At 74.6% G+C, this 14,675-nt stretch carries 16 protein-coding genes; 8 read left to right on the forward strand and 8 right to left on the reverse strand.

Annotated features, from left to right (window positions below; all coding sequences use genetic code 11):
- Together KMZ30_RS11785 and KMZ30_RS11790 are read right to left on the reverse strand one after the other, a co-directional pair.
- The coding region (locus tag KMZ30_RS11785; protein WP_215520017.1) for a metal-sulfur cluster assembly factor at window positions 1-318 on the reverse strand (318 nt) is incomplete at its 3' end.
- Window positions 318-1,361 carry an amidohydrolase family protein gene (locus tag KMZ30_RS11790; protein WP_215520018.1) on the reverse strand — a complete coding sequence of 348 codons (1,044 nt, stop codon included), beginning with the start codon at window positions 1,359-1,361 and terminating at the stop codon, window positions 318-320. The genes KMZ30_RS11785 and KMZ30_RS11790, both read right to left, overlap by 1 nt.
- 163 nt (window positions 1,362-1,524) lie before the next feature.
- Between KMZ30_RS11790 and KMZ30_RS11795 the strand changes: the two genes are divergently transcribed.
- Together KMZ30_RS11795 and KMZ30_RS11800 are read left to right on the forward strand one after the other, a co-directional pair.
- Window positions 1,525-3,021: an AAA-type ATPase lid domain-containing protein gene (locus KMZ30_RS11795; protein ID WP_215512100.1), complete on the forward strand. Its 1,497-nt coding sequence runs from the start codon at window positions 1,525-1,527 to the stop codon at window positions 3,019-3,021.
- A gap of 102 nt (window positions 3,022-3,123) precedes the next feature.
- The gene (locus tag KMZ30_RS11800) at window positions 3,124-3,819 is read left to right on the forward strand and encodes an SDR family NAD(P)-dependent oxidoreductase (protein WP_215512099.1); all 696 of its coding nucleotides are present in this window, start codon (window positions 3,124-3,126) and stop codon (window positions 3,817-3,819) included.
- 18 nt (window positions 3,820-3,837) lie between these two features.
- On the opposite strand, the gene KMZ30_RS11805 is transcribed toward KMZ30_RS11800, so the two are convergent.
- From KMZ30_RS11805 to KMZ30_RS11820, 4 genes are all read right to left on the reverse strand, one after another.
- Window positions 3,838-4,569, reverse strand: coding sequence for a glycosyltransferase family 2 protein (locus KMZ30_RS11805; RefSeq protein WP_308279626.1), 732 nt, complete (start codon window positions 4,567-4,569; stop codon window positions 3,838-3,840).
- The gene (locus KMZ30_RS11810; protein WP_215512098.1) at window positions 4,566-5,957 is read right to left on the reverse strand and encodes a bifunctional PIG-L family deacetylase/class I SAM-dependent methyltransferase; all 1,392 of its coding nucleotides are present in this window, start codon (window positions 5,955-5,957) and stop codon (window positions 4,566-4,568) included. The genes KMZ30_RS11805 and KMZ30_RS11810 overlap by 4 nt, the downstream gene beginning before the upstream one ends.
- Window positions 5,954-6,982, reverse strand: a complete 1,029-nt coding sequence (locus KMZ30_RS11815) for an acyl-CoA dehydrogenase family protein (RefSeq protein WP_215512097.1) — start codon at window positions 6,980-6,982, stop codon at window positions 5,954-5,956. Before KMZ30_RS11815 ends, KMZ30_RS11810 begins: the two co-directional genes overlap by 4 nt.
- 121 nt (window positions 6,983-7,103) lie before the next feature.
- Window positions 7,104-8,930 carry a GAF domain-containing SpoIIE family protein phosphatase gene (locus KMZ30_RS11820; protein ID WP_215512096.1) on the reverse strand — a complete coding sequence of 609 codons (1,827 nt, stop codon included), beginning with the start codon at window positions 8,928-8,930 and terminating at the stop codon, window positions 7,104-7,106.
- A gap of 236 nt (window positions 8,931-9,166) precedes the next feature.
- On the opposite strand from KMZ30_RS11820, the gene KMZ30_RS11825 reads away from it, so the two are divergent.
- Together KMZ30_RS11825 and KMZ30_RS11830 are read left to right on the forward strand one after the other, a co-directional pair.
- Window positions 9,167-9,577: a DUF1232 domain-containing protein gene (locus KMZ30_RS11825; protein ID WP_308279625.1), complete on the forward strand. Its 411-nt coding sequence runs from the start codon at window positions 9,167-9,169 to the stop codon at window positions 9,575-9,577.
- Window positions 9,578-9,672: 95 nt separating this feature from the next.
- Window positions 9,673-10,116: a ferritin-like domain-containing protein gene (locus KMZ30_RS11830; RefSeq protein WP_215512094.1), complete on the forward strand. Its 444-nt coding sequence runs from the start codon at window positions 9,673-9,675 to the stop codon at window positions 10,114-10,116.
- A gap of 75 nt (window positions 10,117-10,191) precedes the next feature.
- Here KMZ30_RS11830 and KMZ30_RS11835 read toward each other — a convergent pair whose 3' ends face one another.
- Window positions 10,192-11,127 carry an acyl-ACP desaturase gene (locus tag KMZ30_RS11835; RefSeq protein WP_030526980.1) on the reverse strand — a complete coding sequence of 312 codons (936 nt, stop codon included), beginning with the start codon at window positions 11,125-11,127 and terminating at the stop codon, window positions 10,192-10,194.
- A 193-nt stretch (window positions 11,128-11,320) separates the two neighbouring features.
- Here KMZ30_RS11835 and KMZ30_RS11840 point away from each other — a divergent pair, with 193 nt between their 5' ends.
- The gene (locus KMZ30_RS11840; protein WP_215512093.1) at window positions 11,321-11,707 is read left to right on the forward strand and encodes a hypothetical protein; all 387 of its coding nucleotides are present in this window, start codon (window positions 11,321-11,323) and stop codon (window positions 11,705-11,707) included.
- Window positions 11,708-11,819: 112 nt separating this feature from the next.
- Entirely contained in the window at window positions 11,820-12,362 is a 543-nt protein-coding gene (locus KMZ30_RS11845) for a DUF1990 domain-containing protein (protein WP_215512092.1), read from the forward strand.
- 16 nt (window positions 12,363-12,378) lie between these two features.
- On the opposite strand, the gene KMZ30_RS11850 is transcribed toward KMZ30_RS11845, so the two are convergent.
- The gene (locus KMZ30_RS11850; RefSeq protein ID WP_215512091.1) at window positions 12,379-12,849 is read right to left on the reverse strand and encodes a nitroreductase family deazaflavin-dependent oxidoreductase; all 471 of its coding nucleotides are present in this window, start codon (window positions 12,847-12,849) and stop codon (window positions 12,379-12,381) included.
- A 154-nt stretch (window positions 12,850-13,003) separates the two neighbouring features.
- On the opposite strand from KMZ30_RS11850, the gene KMZ30_RS11855 reads away from it, so the two are divergent.
- Window positions 13,004-13,630, forward strand: coding sequence for a hypothetical protein (locus KMZ30_RS11855; RefSeq protein ID WP_215512090.1), 627 nt, complete (start codon window positions 13,004-13,006; stop codon window positions 13,628-13,630).
- Window positions 13,631-13,997: 367 nt separating this feature from the next.
- The gene (locus KMZ30_RS11860; protein WP_215511984.1) at window positions 13,998-14,672 is read left to right on the forward strand and encodes a helix-turn-helix domain-containing protein; all 675 of its coding nucleotides are present in this window, start codon (window positions 13,998-14,000) and stop codon (window positions 14,670-14,672) included.
- The last annotated feature ends 3 nt before the right edge of the window (window positions 14,673-14,675 follow it).

The following is a 14,675-nucleotide window of genomic DNA, read 5'->3' on the forward strand; positions in this document are numbered from 1 at the left end:
CCGGTACCCCGCGTCCGCGGCGAGCCCGCGGTTGATGCGGGGGGAGTGGTGGTGGTCGTCGAGCTCGACGACCACCCGCCCGACCCCTGCGAGGCCGGTCAGGGCGTCCTTGCTGTCGGAGGCCATGAGGTAGGCGAAGTTCGGCGAGCAGAACGACGTCGGGAGGCGCAGGTGCACCGTGACGTCGCCGCCGTCGACCTCGACGGAGCGGACGAACCCCAGGTCGGTGATCGGCTCGTCGAGCTCGGGGTCGAGGACGGCGGCGAGCGCGGCCCGGACGTCGGCGTCGGTGACGTCCCGGGTGGCGAGGGCGGTCATCAGACCGTCGCCAGGTCGGCGGCCTCGGGGTCGCGCGGACCGGTCTCGGTCGCGTCGGCCTCGGGCAGGCGCAGCTCGGCGGGCACCTCGATGCCGTACATCTTCGCGGCGTTGAGACCGAGGATCTTCTTCTTCTGCGCCGTCGTGACGGGCGCGTACTCGCTCATGTCCTCGGGGATCTGGAAGTCGACGAACTTCTCGACGAGCCACCTCGGCGTCCAGATCGCGTAGTCGCTCGAGAAGAAGATGCGGTCCTCGCCGATCCAGTAGAGGAGCTCGCCGAGGATCTGCGCGAAGTAGCGCGGCCGGGTGTGCATGAACGGCATCGCGACGGCGAGCCCGCCGTAGACGTTCGGCTCCTGCGTCGCGATCCAGCAGAAGTCCTCGAGGCGCGGCAGGCCGACGTGCTCGACGATGAAGTTGAGGTCGGTGAAGTCGGTCGCCACGTGGTCGATGTCGGCGACGTCGAACGCGTCGCGGTCCAGCGGCCGGATGGTGGGGCCCTTGTGGATGTGGATGTTCGTGACGCCGAGCTCCCGGCAGGCCTCGAGGTAGCGGTAGGCCCACGGGTCGGTGAGCTTCCAGCCGCGCGACTCCCCGTGCCACTCGGCGGTGTAGAGCTTGACCCCGGTGAACTTCATCTTCTCGTGGTCGGCCCGGAGCTGCTCGAGGCCCTGCTCGCCGTTGCGCGGGTCCCAGTTGTGGTTGTACGTCAGCCGGCCGGGGTTCGCGGCGGCGAGCTCGTACGCCTCCTCGGTCTGACCGAAACCGTTGCGGTAGAACTCGGTCAGGGCTGCCGGCTGGAAGATGGCGTGGTCGACGTAGCCGTCCTCGAAGAGGTCCTTCATGAGGCGCTGACCGCCCTGGTAGAGGTACTCGTCGTAGGTCCACACCTCGCTCTCCGGCGACAGGTTGCGGTGGTAGTCGTAAAAGCAGTCGATGAACTGCTTGCCGTGGACGTTGCGCAGGTTCTCCGCCCGCGCGTCCCAGAGCGCGATGTGCGCGTCGACGATGAAGTAGCTCTCGCCGTCCTTGGTGTACATCCCCGATGTCTCCGTTTCCCCACGACCTCGTCGTCGTGGACCCCACCGACGCTAGGTCGGCCCCCGGAGGCGTCCCAGACCCCTCGTGTCCCACTTTGGGACACGGATCGCTGGCCGCCCGGACGGTGCGGGGTTACCGTCGGGAGGTCGGAAGGAGTCGGCGATGGGGCCGAGCGGCGGGGCACCACTCCCGGAGCGGGCGTCCGCGCCCTTCGGCGCCCCGGGGTCGGCCGTCGACCACCGGTTGCTCGCCTCGTGGCGCCGCAGCGAGGAGTACGGCGTCTCGCTCGAGTCCGTCGAGCCGGTCTGGATGGGACCCGTCGCCGACGGGTCGCTGTTCGCCGAGTGCGGCGGCGCCGTGCTCACCGACCTGCACCGCACGCTCGCCAACGAGCCGCTCTCGCTCATGCTCACCGACCCGGACGGGCTGGTCCTGAACCGTTTCTCCGGCGACACCTCGCTGCTGCGCGCCCTCGACGCCGTGCACCTCGCGCCGGGGTTCGCCTTCTCCGAGCGGGAGGCGGGGACCAACGGGCTGGGCCTGGCCCTCGCCGACCGCACACCCTCGCTCGTCCGCGCGGAGGAGCACTACAGCGCGAGCCTGTGCACGTACACGTGCGCGGCCGTCCCGGTGCTCGACCCGGTGAGCGGCCGGCTCGAGGGCAGCGTCAACATCACGACGTGGGCCCGTTCGTCGGCCGACCTGCTGCTCGCCCTCGCGCAGTCGGCCGCGAGCACGACGAGCGCGATGATGCTCGCCCGCTCGCGGGGACGCGCGCCGCGGACCCCGCCGAAGGGCGGCGTCTTCCGGGTGCAGCGCGGGCGTCTCGAGCCGGGCGCCGGCACGCTGCGCAGCGTCTCCGGCCCCTGGGTCCGCGCCCTCGAGGAGGCGACCGCCGGGCTGGCCGCGGGCCGGGTCGTCGCGGCGGTGGGCGAGCCGGGCTCCGGGCGCGCCACCCTGCTCGCCCAGGCCCTGCGCCGGGCCCACCCGCACCACCGCATCCTCAGCGCTGCGGCTCCCGCCCCCGACGACGTCGAGGCCTGGCTGTCGCTGTGGACCCCGGAGCTGACCAAGCCCGACACCGCCGTCGTCGTCGAGAACGTCGACACCCTCCCCGCGTGGGCCGCCGCCGAGCTGCACCGGCGGGCCGTCGACGCCCTGCGCTCCTCCCCCTCGGGCGAGCCGTCCGACCTCGCGTGGGCCGTCACCACCGAGTCGCTCGAGGCGGTGCCGGCACCCCTCGGCGGACTCGTCGCCTCGGTCGTCAGGGTCGCACCGCTGCGCGAGCGTCCCGACGACGTCATGCCGCTCGCCCGCTACGTCGGCCACCAGACGCGGATGCGCGAGGTCCACTTCACGCCCGCGGCCGAGCGCGTCCTCACGACGTACGCGTGGCCGGGCAACGTCGACGAGCTCGTGCGGGTCGTCCACGGGGCCGCCACCCGCGCCGAGACCGTCGACGCGCGGCACCTGCCCGGGGAGCTGACGGCCACCCGCGGCCACCGCCTCTCGCGGCTGGAGTCGCTCGAGCGCGACGAGATCGCGCGCACCCTGACCGCACCCGGCGTCACCGTCAAGCAGGCCGCGACCGAGCTCGGGATGAGCCGCTCGACCCTCTACCGCAAGATCAGCCACTACGGCCTCGACGACCTGCGCTGAGACATCGCTGGGGACGGGTTGCGTGGAGTCGTCGCCCGAGCGACCTCGCCTTGCCATGATGACCCGGGGCGCCGAGCAGGCGGCCGCCCCGGAAGGAGCGTCGTGCCCAGGGTCGTGGCCATCACCGGAGCGTGTTCGGAGACGGCGGTCGAGGCGGCCGCGCGTTTCGCCGGACGGGGCGACCGCATCGCCCTGCTGTCCCGCACCCCCATCGCGGTCGACGAGCTCGTCACCGCGCTGCGCCGCTCGGGGGCCGACGCGATGGGGGTCGTCGTCGACACGACCGACCCCGACGCCGTCGAGTCCGCCGTGGCCCGCATCGAGGTCGAGCTGGGGCCGGTCGACGTCTGGGTCAACACCGCCGACGACCCGCGCGACCGCAGCTTCCGCGACCACGAGCCGCGCGAGTTCCGGACGATCACCGAGCAGCTGTACCTCGGGCACGTCCACACGACGATGGCGGTGCTCGAGCGGATGCGCGAGCGCGGCCGGGGCACGATCGTCCACGTCACGTCGGCCGCCGCCCGGCGCGGCCGGGCCGGGCAGTCGGCCCGGTCGGGCGCGGAGGCCGCGGTCCGCGGCTTCCACGAGTCGGTCACCGAGGAGCTGCGCACGGAGGGGAGCCCGGTGCGCCTGGCGCTCGTCGAACGCGGCGAGGGCGACAGCACCGCGACGGCTGCGTCGGCGGTGCTGCGTGCGGCCGCCGGTTCGTCCCCGCGGGAGCTGACGGCGGCCGCCGGGCTCCTCGCCGCGGCCGCGACAGGGGTCGCGATGGCGGTCCGGCGCCGCCGGCGCTGACCGCGACCTCGCTGCGGCTCAGGCCGGCTCGACCCCGACCTCGGTGCTCGGCGCGACGAGGAGGTCGCCGAGGTAGGCGGCGAACCCGCCCGGCGACCGGCCGACGAGCCGGGCCGAGGTGACGACCCGCAGCCGGTCGGTGGCGACCGACGCCCGCCCGGCGGCACGGACCCGGCGGACGAGCTCGACGTCCTCGTGGGTGGGCCAGGGCGGGAAGCCGCCGGCCTCGTCGTAGGCGTCGGCGCGGACGCCGAGGTTCGCCCCGTGGACGTGGGGATGGCCCTCCTCGAGGACGTGGCGGGCGCGCCACGCGGCGGCGGGGCCGGGCGCGAGGTCGGGGTGCGGCTCCACGGTGCCGACCACGAGGTCGTGCCCGGCGTCGGCGAGCCGGACGTGCTCGCTCAGCCAGTGCACCGGCACCTCGGAGTCCGCGTCGGTCGACGCCAGCCACGTCGCGGCGCTCCCCGCGCGCACGGCTCCGGGCAGCGACCGCCCCACCGTGACCGCGAGGTGCCTCGCGGCGCCCGCCGCACCGGCGTCGAGCGTCACGGCGAGGGCCGGGTGCGCCGCCACGACGGACGCCGACGCGTCGCGGCAGCGGTCCAAAGCGACGACGACGTCGACACCGATCCCGGGGCGGTGACCGGCGAGGTCGCGCACCGCCCGGCCGACCGCGGCGAGGCAGCGGCCGAGGACGAGCTCCTCGTCGCGCACCGGGACCGCCACCACGACGTGGCGCACGGGCGTCACGCGCGCCCCTCGCGCTCGGCGACCGACCCGGGCAGGCCGCCCCACAGGTCGACGACCACGTCGTCGTCCTCGAGGTGCAGCCGGTGCGGGAGGTCCTCGAGGACCGAGGCCGCGATCTCGTGGACGAGCGGGCCGTCGAGCGGCACGTCCTCGGTGGCGTGGCGCCAGTGCACGAGGAGCACCTCACCCGAGGAGGACAGGGCCGACCGGACACGCCGCAGCGTCTCGAGGAGCTCGGTCGGCCGCAGGAAGTACCCCACCTCCGAGAGGACCGCGAGGTCCACGACGTCCTCCGGGGGGCCGTCGTCCGGCAGCGCCTCCGGCACCCGCCCCAGCACCCAGGTGACGTGGGTCGGGGCCTCGCGTCGGGCGAGGTCGAGGGCCCGCGCACTGACGTCCGTCGCCGTCACACGGTCGGCTCGTTGGGCGAGATGGCGGGTCAGAACCCCGGTGGCGCAGCCGATCTCGAGGACGTGTCCGTACCGCTCCCGCGGCAGGACGGCGACCGTCAGGTCGCGCTTGCGCCGCTCGTAGAACGACCCGTGGAAGCCCCAGGGGTCCTCGTTCCCGTCGTACATCGCGTCGAAGGCGTCCGGCCCCGCGACCCGCGGGAGCTCCGGCAGGGCGCGTCCGTCGCCGAGGAGGAGCTCGGCCGGGCGGGAGGCCCGGCGCAGCACCTGCCGCGGGAGCACCGGCTGGTCGCCGGGCGCCGGCCCGAGGGGAGCGGACTGCGAGCCGTACTCGCGCAGCGCGGCGGCCCGCCGGTCGTACGCGGCCCGGTCGAGCTCGACGACGTGGGCCCTGGCCCACGGCAGCTCGTCGGGAGTCGCCCAGTGCCACAGCCACACCGGGTACTGCAGCAGCGTCGCGCCGCACCGACGGGCGACCTCGCCCGCCGCGGCCCCGAGGGCGTCGTGGTCCGGGTGACCGTCCCGGCTCCACGGCGCGACGACCAGGGAGCGCGGTCGCACGAGCCCGGCCAGCGCGGTGTCGAGCTCGTCGCGCCGGTCGGCCAGCGACCCGTCGCCGAGCCCGAGGTGCCGCAGCTCCGCGCCGGGTGCGAGGGCGGTCACGGCGGCGGCGGCCTCGCCCCGGCGCACCGGGGCGAGCCGCTCGGGGTCCCACACGGAGGCGTCGGGGTGCGAGCCCTCGCCGTCCGTCACGACGACCACGCGGACGGGCATCCCGGCGCGGGCGGCCATCGCCACCAGGCCTCCCGCTCCGAGCGTCTCGTCGTCCGGGTGCGCCGCGAAGACCAGCAGCTCGTCGTGGGCCGTCGCGAGGGCGGGCACGTCCAGGACAGGGGCGAGCGCCCAGCGAGGGTCGCCGAGCCAGCGACTCTCACCGGTCCCGGCGTCGGTGTGCCGGAACGGGACCGGGTCCGTCATCGGACCCCTCCGACCTCGAGGACCATCGCACCGAGCGCGGCGAGGTCGCGCTCGGCGTGGTGCTGGCGCAGGTAGACGGTGAGGTCGGCGACCCGTCCTGCGTGCTCGTCGTCGGCCGTGAGCGGCGCCGGCCCGAGCGCGTGCCCGACGAGGCGCAGCACCTCCTCGGCGGCATCCGCGACGACCGCGCGCACCCGCGCCGCGAGCAGCGCTCCGGCAGGCCCGTCGGCCGCGCCGTCCGCGATCGCCCGCGCCGCGTCGCGCAGGGTCAGCAGGGCGCCGTGCAGCAGCCGGTCGGCCGTGCCCAGGTGCAGGAGGGCGACCTGGTCCGGCGGGCGACGGATCGCCGCATCAACGAGGCGTCCCGCGACCGAGGCGGCCGCGCCGAACCACACCGCCGCCACCCCGATCCCACCCCAGGCGAACCCGGGCCGCTCGAGGTACCACGAGCCCTCGCCGACCGGGACGGCCGGGACGTCGATGAGCGTCATCGAGCCGGTGCGGACGGCGGAGAGGCCACGCGGCACCCATCCACCGTCGTCGTGCACGACCCCGGGATGCCGCAGCGGGACGGCGTAGAGGCCGGGCCGCTCCCCCGCGTCCACCGTCACGAGCGCGTGGCTGACCACGGACGAGAGCGAGCACCAGGCCTTCGTGCCGTCGAGGCGCACCGACCCGTCGCCCGCCGTGCGAGCGGTCAGCACGGCCCCGGGAGCGCGGGCCGCGTAGACCCCGAAGCCGCTGGCCGCGTCGACGCCGAGCGTCGAGAGGTCCGGGTCGCCGGCCTGCGCGAGGATCGCGACGGCGTCGAGGTGGGGCTCGGCGGCGCGCGCGAGCGTCAGGTCGAAGGACCCCAGCGTCGCGAGGGTCGACAGGTAGCGCCACGGGTCGGTCGCCAGCCCCTCGGCCACCCGGCGCTCGTCGCGGGCGACGGTGAGTCCGGCGGCGACGTCGCGCCCGCCCGGCTCGAGGTCGGGGCGTCGCCACTCCTGCGCCCGCCACGTCGTGTGCACCCGGGCGTCCACGCCCCACCGTCCTCACCGCCCCGCAGGGCCTCGTCACCGTCGACGAGGAGGTGTACCCCGCGGGGCGCGATCCACACCTGCGGCGACCACGCGGACTGGCGCGGGAGGTGGGTCCGACGGGTCAGGCGCTCATCCGGGAGGCCGCCACGCCGCCACCGACGGTGGAGACGACGGTGCGGCGCAGCACGAGGGCGGCGACGTCGTCGTCGGCCGACTCGTCGCCGACGGTGCGCACCAGCCGCGAGAGCGCGTCGTCGAGGGTCGCCCCGCGCAGGGCGCGCATGGCGTTCTGCAGCCGGGTCAGACCCGTCTCGATGTCCTCGTCGCGGCGCTCGACGAGCCCGTCGGTGACGAGGAGCAACGAGTCACCCGGGCCGAACGGCAGCTCGAGGCCGTGCCGGCCGTCGGCGAGCCCGAGCGGCGGGCCGTCGGCGTCGGGCAGCCGCTCGACGCTGCCGTCGGGGTGCGCCAACAGCGGGGGCAGGTGCCCGGCGCTCGCGACGTGCAGGGTGCCGGCCCGCGCGTCGGCGAGCACGTACACGAGGGTCACGAGCTGGTCGGCGTCGAAACGGGTGACCATCCGGTCGAGCGCGTCGAGGACCGACTCCGGCGTGGGGTCGACCGAGGCGAAGGCGCGCGTCGCGGCCCGCATCTGGGCCATGGCGGCCGAGGCCGCCACCCCGCGGCCCATGACGTCGCCGACGAACGCGACGTGCCGGCCGTCGCCGAGGGGGAAGGCGTCGTAGAAGTCGCCACCGACCTCGGTGCGGCCGGACGGCTCGTAGCGCCAGGCGACCTCGAAGTCGTCGTCGCCGGTGAGCCGCTCGGGCAGGACCGCCCGCTGCAGCTGCTCGGCGACGGCCCGCGTCTGCCCGTAGAGGTCGGCGTTGTCGAGTGCGCTGGCCGCGCGCCGGGCGAGGTGCTCGGCGAAGCGGACGTCGTCCTCGTCGTAGTGCCGGCCCGGTGTGCTCGAGCCCCACGTGAGCAGGCCGGCGACCCGGCCCCGGACGAAGAGCGGGACGATGAGGACGCTGCGCAGGTCGAGGGCGGCGAGCGCCGCGCGGTGGCCGGCGTCACGCGCGGTGCGGTCGAGGAGCTCGTCGGTGACCTCGGAGACGAGCATGGGTCGGCCGGTCTCGACCACGCGGTCGAGCCACGAGCCGTCGGCTGCGCCCTCGGGCCACCGCTCCCGCATCGCGGCGACGAGGTCGGCGGCCGCAGGGTCGGTGTGCGCCGACGCGAGGCGCCGCAGCGAGCCGCGTCGCACGACGTCGACGGCGCACCAGTCCGCGTAGCGCGGCACGGTCATCCGGGCCATCTTCGCGGTCGTGGCTCGCACGTCGAGGCTGCTCGCCAGCTGGATGGAGGCCTCCGCGAGGAAGGCGAGGCGGCTGGTCTGCCTCTCGGCGACGGCGGCGGCCTCGATGCGCTCGAGCGCCTGCGCGCAGGTGTCGGCGAGGACGTCGACGAACTCCAGCGCCGCGGGGTGCGGGGCGACCGCCTCCGGAACCGACAGGTGGATCGCGCCGATAGTGCGCTCGCTGCCCTGCAGCGGCACCGTGACGATGGTCCGCTCGCCGCGGCCGGTGACCTCGGGGAACCGCCGGCTGATCTCGTCGGCACCGACGACGACGACGCGCTCGCCGGTGCGGATGGCGTGGGCCATCGAGTTGCCGGCGTCGAGGGGAAAGGTGCGCCACGCGGTCGCCTCGTCGGCGGGCAGGCCCCGCACCCCGATGAGGCGGGCGTCGTTCTCGCCCTGCCGCAGGCCGAGGGCGGCGATCGTCGCGCCGACGGCATCCGCCATGTGCTCGGTGACGACCGTCGTCACGGCCTCGACCGTCGTGGCGCGCACGAGCTCGTTCGTGACGTGCGCCAGCTCGGTCAGGGTCTGACCGACCTGGCGGGGGAGGCGCGGCGTGCGCGGCGCTCCGTCGAACGGCTCCACGCTCGTCATCCTCGCAGGTGGAACGACTGCTTGTCAGCACCGACCATCGAGCGGCGGCCGAACGGACCGCCGTGCCAGCCGTCCCGCCCAGTCCCAGCGAGGCATCCGCACCGTGCATCAACCGACGAATGTGTCGAATGTTGCACGCCCATCCCTTGGCCGGGCGCACCCGGCCCGGGCATCAACCGACGAATGTGTCGAAGGATGCACGGTCGCCCTCCCGGCAGGATGGCCCCGTGGACGGATGGGTGCGCGTGCTGCTCGCCGTCGCCAGCGGGCTCGTCCTGCTCTGGGCGGCGCTGCTCGTCGTGCTCTGGCGCGCCCGGCCCGACGACACCGGCCTCAAGGAGGCGCTGCGCCTGCTGCCCGACGTCGTCCGGCTGCTCACGCGGCTGGCCCGTGACCGGTCGCTCCCCAGGGGCCTGCGGGTGCGGCTGTGGCTCCTGCTCGGCTACCTCGCCCTGCCGGTCGACCTCGTCCCGGACGTCGTCCCGGTCATCGGGTACGCGGACGACGCGGTCGTCGTCGCCCTCGCGCTGCGCTCGGTCACCCGCCGGGCCGGACCCGAGGCGATCGAGCGGCACTGGCCCGGGAGCGCGGCCGGCCTCGCCGCGGTCCGCCGCCTGGCGGGCCTGCCGCCCGGCTGAGGGGCCGTCGCACAAGGTCCTCGACAGCACGGTTCGCGGGCGGGCCGCCGGGGTAGCGCAGGTGTCCAGCCACCTCGAACACGAAGGAGCACGACATGTCGGACGACGCCAAGGCGGCCAAGGAGCTCGTCGAGACCCTCAAGGACGGCGAGCGCGGGTTCGCGGACGCCGCCGAGAAGCTGCGCGACAGCGACCACCCGGAGTGGGCGACGACGCTGCAGCGCCTGTCGGAGCAGCGTGCGGGCTTCCACCGCGAGATCGTCGCGATGGGTCACGAGTACGGCGACGACGTCGACGAGAGCGGGTCGGCCGCGGCCGCCATCCACCGTGGCTGGATCGCCCTCAAGGACGCCGTGACCGGCGACAGCCCCGACAGCGTGCTCGGCGCGGCCGTCACCGGCGAGGACCACGCGGTCCAGGAGTACGAGAAGGCGCTGGAGCAGGACCTGAGCGCGGGCTTCCGCGAGGTCGTCTCGCGTCAGCACGCCGACGTCGTCGCCGCCCGTGACGAGGTCAAGGCGCTGCAGACCGCGGGCTGACCCACCGCCGCACGCCCCGGGGGCTCCGTCCATCGCGGACGGGGCCCCCGGTCGTGCGTGCGGTGCGCTGCGCCGTCAGGCGTTCTGGCGGGCGGCGAGCTTCGCGGCCCGCTCCTCGCGCTTCTCGACGAACCGGGTCGCCTCGGCATCGAGCGACGACACGGCGGCGGCGAGCTCCTCGCGGGCCTTCTCGCCGTCGGCGTCGAGGCCCTCGAGCTCCCAGACGCCCCACTGCCGCAGCAGCGGCGCGACGATGTCGTCGTGGTGGATGCGCAGGTCGTAGATGCCGGCCATCGCCATCTGCACCGCCTTGCGGCCGAAGCCGGGGATGACCGAGCCCGGCATCTGGAAGGACACGACCTCGTCGGTGATCGCGCGCATCGTCTGGCTGGGGGTCAGCTCGAGCGCCGCCTGGATGATGTTGCGGTAGAAGATCATGTGGAGGTTCTCGTCCTTGGCCACCCGGATGAGCAGCTTCTCGGCGACGGGCTCCTCGGTGAACCGGCCCGTGTTGCGATGCGAGACACGGGTCGCGAGCTCCTGGAAGGACACGTAGGCGCAGACGTTGAGCAGCGGCTTGTCGCCCGAGTCGTAGCCGGTCTCCATCGTGTCCATGCGGGCGCGCTCGAGCTCGTCGGGGTCCACGCCCCGGGTCACGAGCAGGTAGTCGCGGATGCAGAACGCGTGCCGGCCCTCCTCGGCCGTCCAGCGGTTGACCCACGCGCCCCAGGCGCTGTCGCGGCCGAAGGCGCGCTCGATCTCGCGGTGGTAGCTCGGCAGGTTGTCCTCGGTCAGGAGGTTGACCTCGAGGGCCGTGCGGGCGATCGGCGAGAGCTGTGACTGCTCGACCGACCACGGCTCCCCGCCGAGCTCCTTGAAGTCCCGGCCGAGCGACCACGGCACGTACTCGTGGGGCATCCACTCCTGCGCGGCGGCGAGGTGGCGGTTGAGGTTCTCCTCCACCGTGGGCTCGAGCGCGGCGAGCAGCCGGGCGCTGTCGAGTGTGGCCATGCGGGTCCTCCTCGTCGGGGGCGAACGCGCGGGCCGCGCCCACCCCTTGCCTACACCCTCGCCGCGCCCCGGGCCAGAGGGAGCGACGGACCAACCTCGGCAGCGCCGCGTCGAACGCTGCCATGATGACCGGACCATGTTTCTCGGCCCGGCTGAGGTGTGGCGGGGCCACGAACCGACAGGGGGCCCGTCGATGAGGACGTTCGCCAAGGTGTTGCTGTTGGCGGGAGCAGGAGCCTTCTTCCTTCTGGCCGTGATCTCCTTCGTCGGCGCCAACTCGGCGTACGACGAAGCGACGCGATGGTTCGCCGCTGCCACGTACCAGGCGGAGTGCTCACCGGGACAGCCGAGCGCCGGGCTGTCGGGATGCGAGAGTCTTCGGGCAGAGACCCCGGACTGGCCGGCCGGAGTGCCGGTCACCGACCGCGACGTCCTTCTCGGTTCGGGGGCCGCCGTGCACAGCACGGGCTCGGCAGTCCTCTCGCTGGCTGGTCTGTTCCTCGCGGCGTCCGCCTTGCTCGTCGGAGTGGTGGCCCTCGTCCCGGGGCGCCGGAGCCGGCTCTCATCCCCGGCCACGTAGCACGACGAAGACCTCGCCGCCTGGTTCCACCGGCCGTTGCTGCGGCTCGCGACGACGCCGAGCCCGCCTCCGGCATCGCGCTGACGACCTGGGCGAGGGGCAGGATGGGCTCGTGCCCGTCGACCACCTGCCGCCCCGCGAGCGCGCCCGGCTCACCGCGGCCCGGCTGTCCTACGACGCCACGCGCCGGCCGCTCGACGTCCCTCCGGCCGGGTACGGCGTCCTCGACGAGTCGGTCGTCCTGTCCCGCACCGACTTCGAGCGGACCGCGCACGACCTGCTCACCTGGCAGGTACAGGGCCGCGCAGGGCTGCGCGTGCGCACCTCGCGGCTGCCGCTGCGCACCGGAACCGTGGTGGAGATGCGGTGGGGCGTGGGGCCGCTGGCACTGCGCATCCCGTGCCGCGTCGTGGAGGTGCTCGACGAGCCCGGGCGCGCGGGGTTCACGTACGGCACGCTCGTCGGCCACCCCGAAGCCGGCGAGGAGCGCTTCCTGCTGGAGCGGCTCGACGACGGCCGCCTCCGCTTTCGCATCACCGCCGTCTCGCGGCCCGCCACACCCCTCGCGCGCCTCGCCGGCCCGGTGGGCCGCGCCGCCCAGCGGTGGATGACCCACCGGTACCTCCGCGCCCTCGACCGCCCTGAGGCATCGTGACGGTCTGGTGCTGTCGTCAGGCGGTGGCGGGCAGGAGCTCGAAGACGGGGTGGAGGTGGGCCTCGCGGGCGAACACGTCGGGCGGGTCATCGAGGCTCGCGCCGAAGTAGGGCCGGGTCGCGCGCGCCGTCCTCGCGTACGCCTTGAGGACCGGACCGGCCTCGTCCGCCCCCACCTCGCGTACCCGGAACCGCTGCGTCGCAGCCCTCCTGGTCAGCCGGACCTCTCCCGCGGCGCGCGTGTTGAGCACCCAGGGAACGGGGCCGTAGGGGGCGACGAGCCATCGCCGGCCGCCGACGTCGACGACGGTGACGGGGTTGCGTCGCTCCCGGCCGGTCCGTCGACCGATCGTCGTCAGCACCCACGAGTGGGGGATGAGACCGGCGCGCGTGAGGACCGTCGTCACGGCGTTCTCGACACCGTGCAGACGGTGCCGCGCGTACGTCCGGCGCGGGCCTGCGGCCGCCGCGCCCCCGGGACCGGCCATGCCCTCCACGGTAGGGGTGTCGCCGCGGCCTGACCAGCCCTCGGATGGATGCCCTCGGCGACCGACGACAGGACCGCGTCAAGACGCGTCGGAGGGCGTCAAGATCACGTGCCGCTCGCCGGGCCGGAGCCCCACCGGGCGGAGGCTGGTGCGCGTGACCGCCCAACCACACACCGCATCCCCCGCAGCTCTCCGTCCCGCCGGCTCGTCGGCCGGCGGCCCCGGCTCGATGCTCGCCACCGCCGCAGAGCTCGTGGCCCGCGGTCTGGAGCAGGTGCTCGCCGCCGCCCGGACGGGGGACGCCACCGCGGCCCGCCGCGTCGTGCGCGGGTCCGGCCGTCGCCGGCTCGCGTGCAGCCGCGCGGACAGCTGCGCCCGCGTCCGCGTCGCCCATCGTGCGCCCTCGCCGCGCGCCCTGCCTCGTACGGCGTGCGAGCTGCGGCTCGTCGCCGAGCTCGACCACCTCGGTGGGCTCGTCGACAGCCTCGCCCGCCAGGTGGCCGCCGGCGCCCTCACTCCCGCGATGCTCGCGGACCTCGGCGACGACCTCGACGCCCTGGCGTCGTGCGGGGTCGCCCGGCTGCGTCGGCTGCCGACGCTCACCGGGCCGGCGATGGACGGCGACCACCTGCGCGACGGCGACGGCCTCCGCGCCGTGCTCGACCACCTGCCCGACGTCGTGGAGGCGCCGGCCCGGGGGGGCCCGCAGCCGATGCTGACCTGCCGGCGCATCGTCGAGTCGGTGCTCGCGGCGTCGTCGCTCGCCGCGCGCATCGCCTGACGCCGGCTCGCCCCCCGGCCCCCGGACAGAGCAGGGCCCCGGCAGCGTCTCCGCCGGCCGGGGCCCGTTTCACTGTCTCAACACAGTGCGCGCCCGAAGGGATTCGAACCCCTAACCTTCTGATCCGTAGGCCCAATCCGGGCCTGACAAGCCCCGATCCGCGACGACCGGTGGCGACTGGATGCGCGGCGTTTTCGCAGGTCAGAGCGCATGAAGCGTTCCGAGTCGGCGCAGGTCGCATCGTTACGGAATCGAGACTGCGGGCGAATTTTGGGGCCCATTTTGGGGCCCAGGTCCGGCGGCCGCTTCGGCTCTCCGGAGCCGCGGCAGACTTTACAGATTAGGCGCGAAATGGAACATTATCTGTGTGGCTGTCGGTGCCTCCTTCGTCAGCACCCAGGACGCGGCGCGCGCCCTGGGTGTGACGGTGCAGCACGTCCGCCGACTCGCTGACTCCGGGGAGCTGGTCCGGGTGGCGCGCGGCCTGATCGACCGCGCTTCCCTCGAGTCGTACATCGCCGAGGGCTACGGCGGACGCACCCGCGTCTGGGCCGAGCACACAGCGTGGGCCGCGGTGGCGATGCTCTCCGGCGTGCACGTCGACTGGCTCGGGCCGACACAGGCCTCGCGGCTACGGGCATCCTTGCGCGCCATGACCGACCCCGCCGACCTCGTCACACGGACCCGCGACCGAGCGACCCTCCGGACCTACAGCGCTCACCCCTCGGCGCTCCATCGCCTGCTCGACCAGCTCGTCATCGCCGACGCCAACGGCCTCGGGCTCGTGGGAGCGCGAGTGGACTTCATCGATGGCTATCTCGACGTCGCCGCTCTCGAATCGACGGAGCGCTCGTTCGCGCTCGAGCTCGACCCCTCCGGCAACGTCGCGCTCCGCGCGACCGGGTTCGACCTAGGAGTCGTGCGCGAGCTCGCCGGCCACGGAGTGGTCCTGGCAGCCCTCGACGCCGCGACCTCCCGCGACCCCCGCGAGCAAGGCGTCGGGGAACGCACCCTCGCCGAGGCGCTCGAGCGGTTCCGATGACGA

This window comes from Phycicoccus mangrovi (genome assembly GCF_018729305.1).
Classification (GTDB): Bacteria; Actinomycetota; Actinomycetes; order Actinomycetales; family Dermatophilaceae; genus Phycicoccus; species Phycicoccus jejuensis.

Excerpts from the sequence above, each read along its gene's own strand:
- KMZ30_RS11840 (WP_215512093.1), top strand. The coding sequence starts at position 11,321 with ATGAGGACGTTCGCCAAGGTGTTGCTGTTGGCGGGAGCAGGAGCCTTC.
- KMZ30_RS11810 (WP_215512098.1), bottom strand. The coding sequence starts at position 5,957 with ATGACGGACCCGGTCCCGTTCCGGCACACCGACGCCGGGACCGGTGAG.
- KMZ30_RS11830 (WP_215512094.1), top strand. The coding sequence starts at position 9,673 with ATGTCGGACGACGCCAAGGCGGCCAAGGAGCTCGTCGAGACCCTCAAG.
- KMZ30_RS11835 (WP_030526980.1), bottom strand. The coding sequence starts at position 11,127 with ATGGCCACACTCGACAGCGCCCGGCTGCTCGCCGCGCTCGAGCCCACG.
- KMZ30_RS11850 (WP_215512091.1), bottom strand. The coding sequence starts at position 12,849 with ATGGCCGGTCCCGGGGGCGCGGCGGCCGCAGGCCCGCGCCGGACGTAC.
- KMZ30_RS11795 (WP_215512100.1), top strand. The coding sequence starts at position 1,525 with ATGGGGCCGAGCGGCGGGGCACCACTCCCGGAGCGGGCGTCCGCGCCC.
- KMZ30_RS11790 (WP_215520018.1), bottom strand. The coding sequence starts at position 1,361 with ATGTACACCAAGGACGGCGAGAGCTACTTCATCGTCGACGCGCACATC.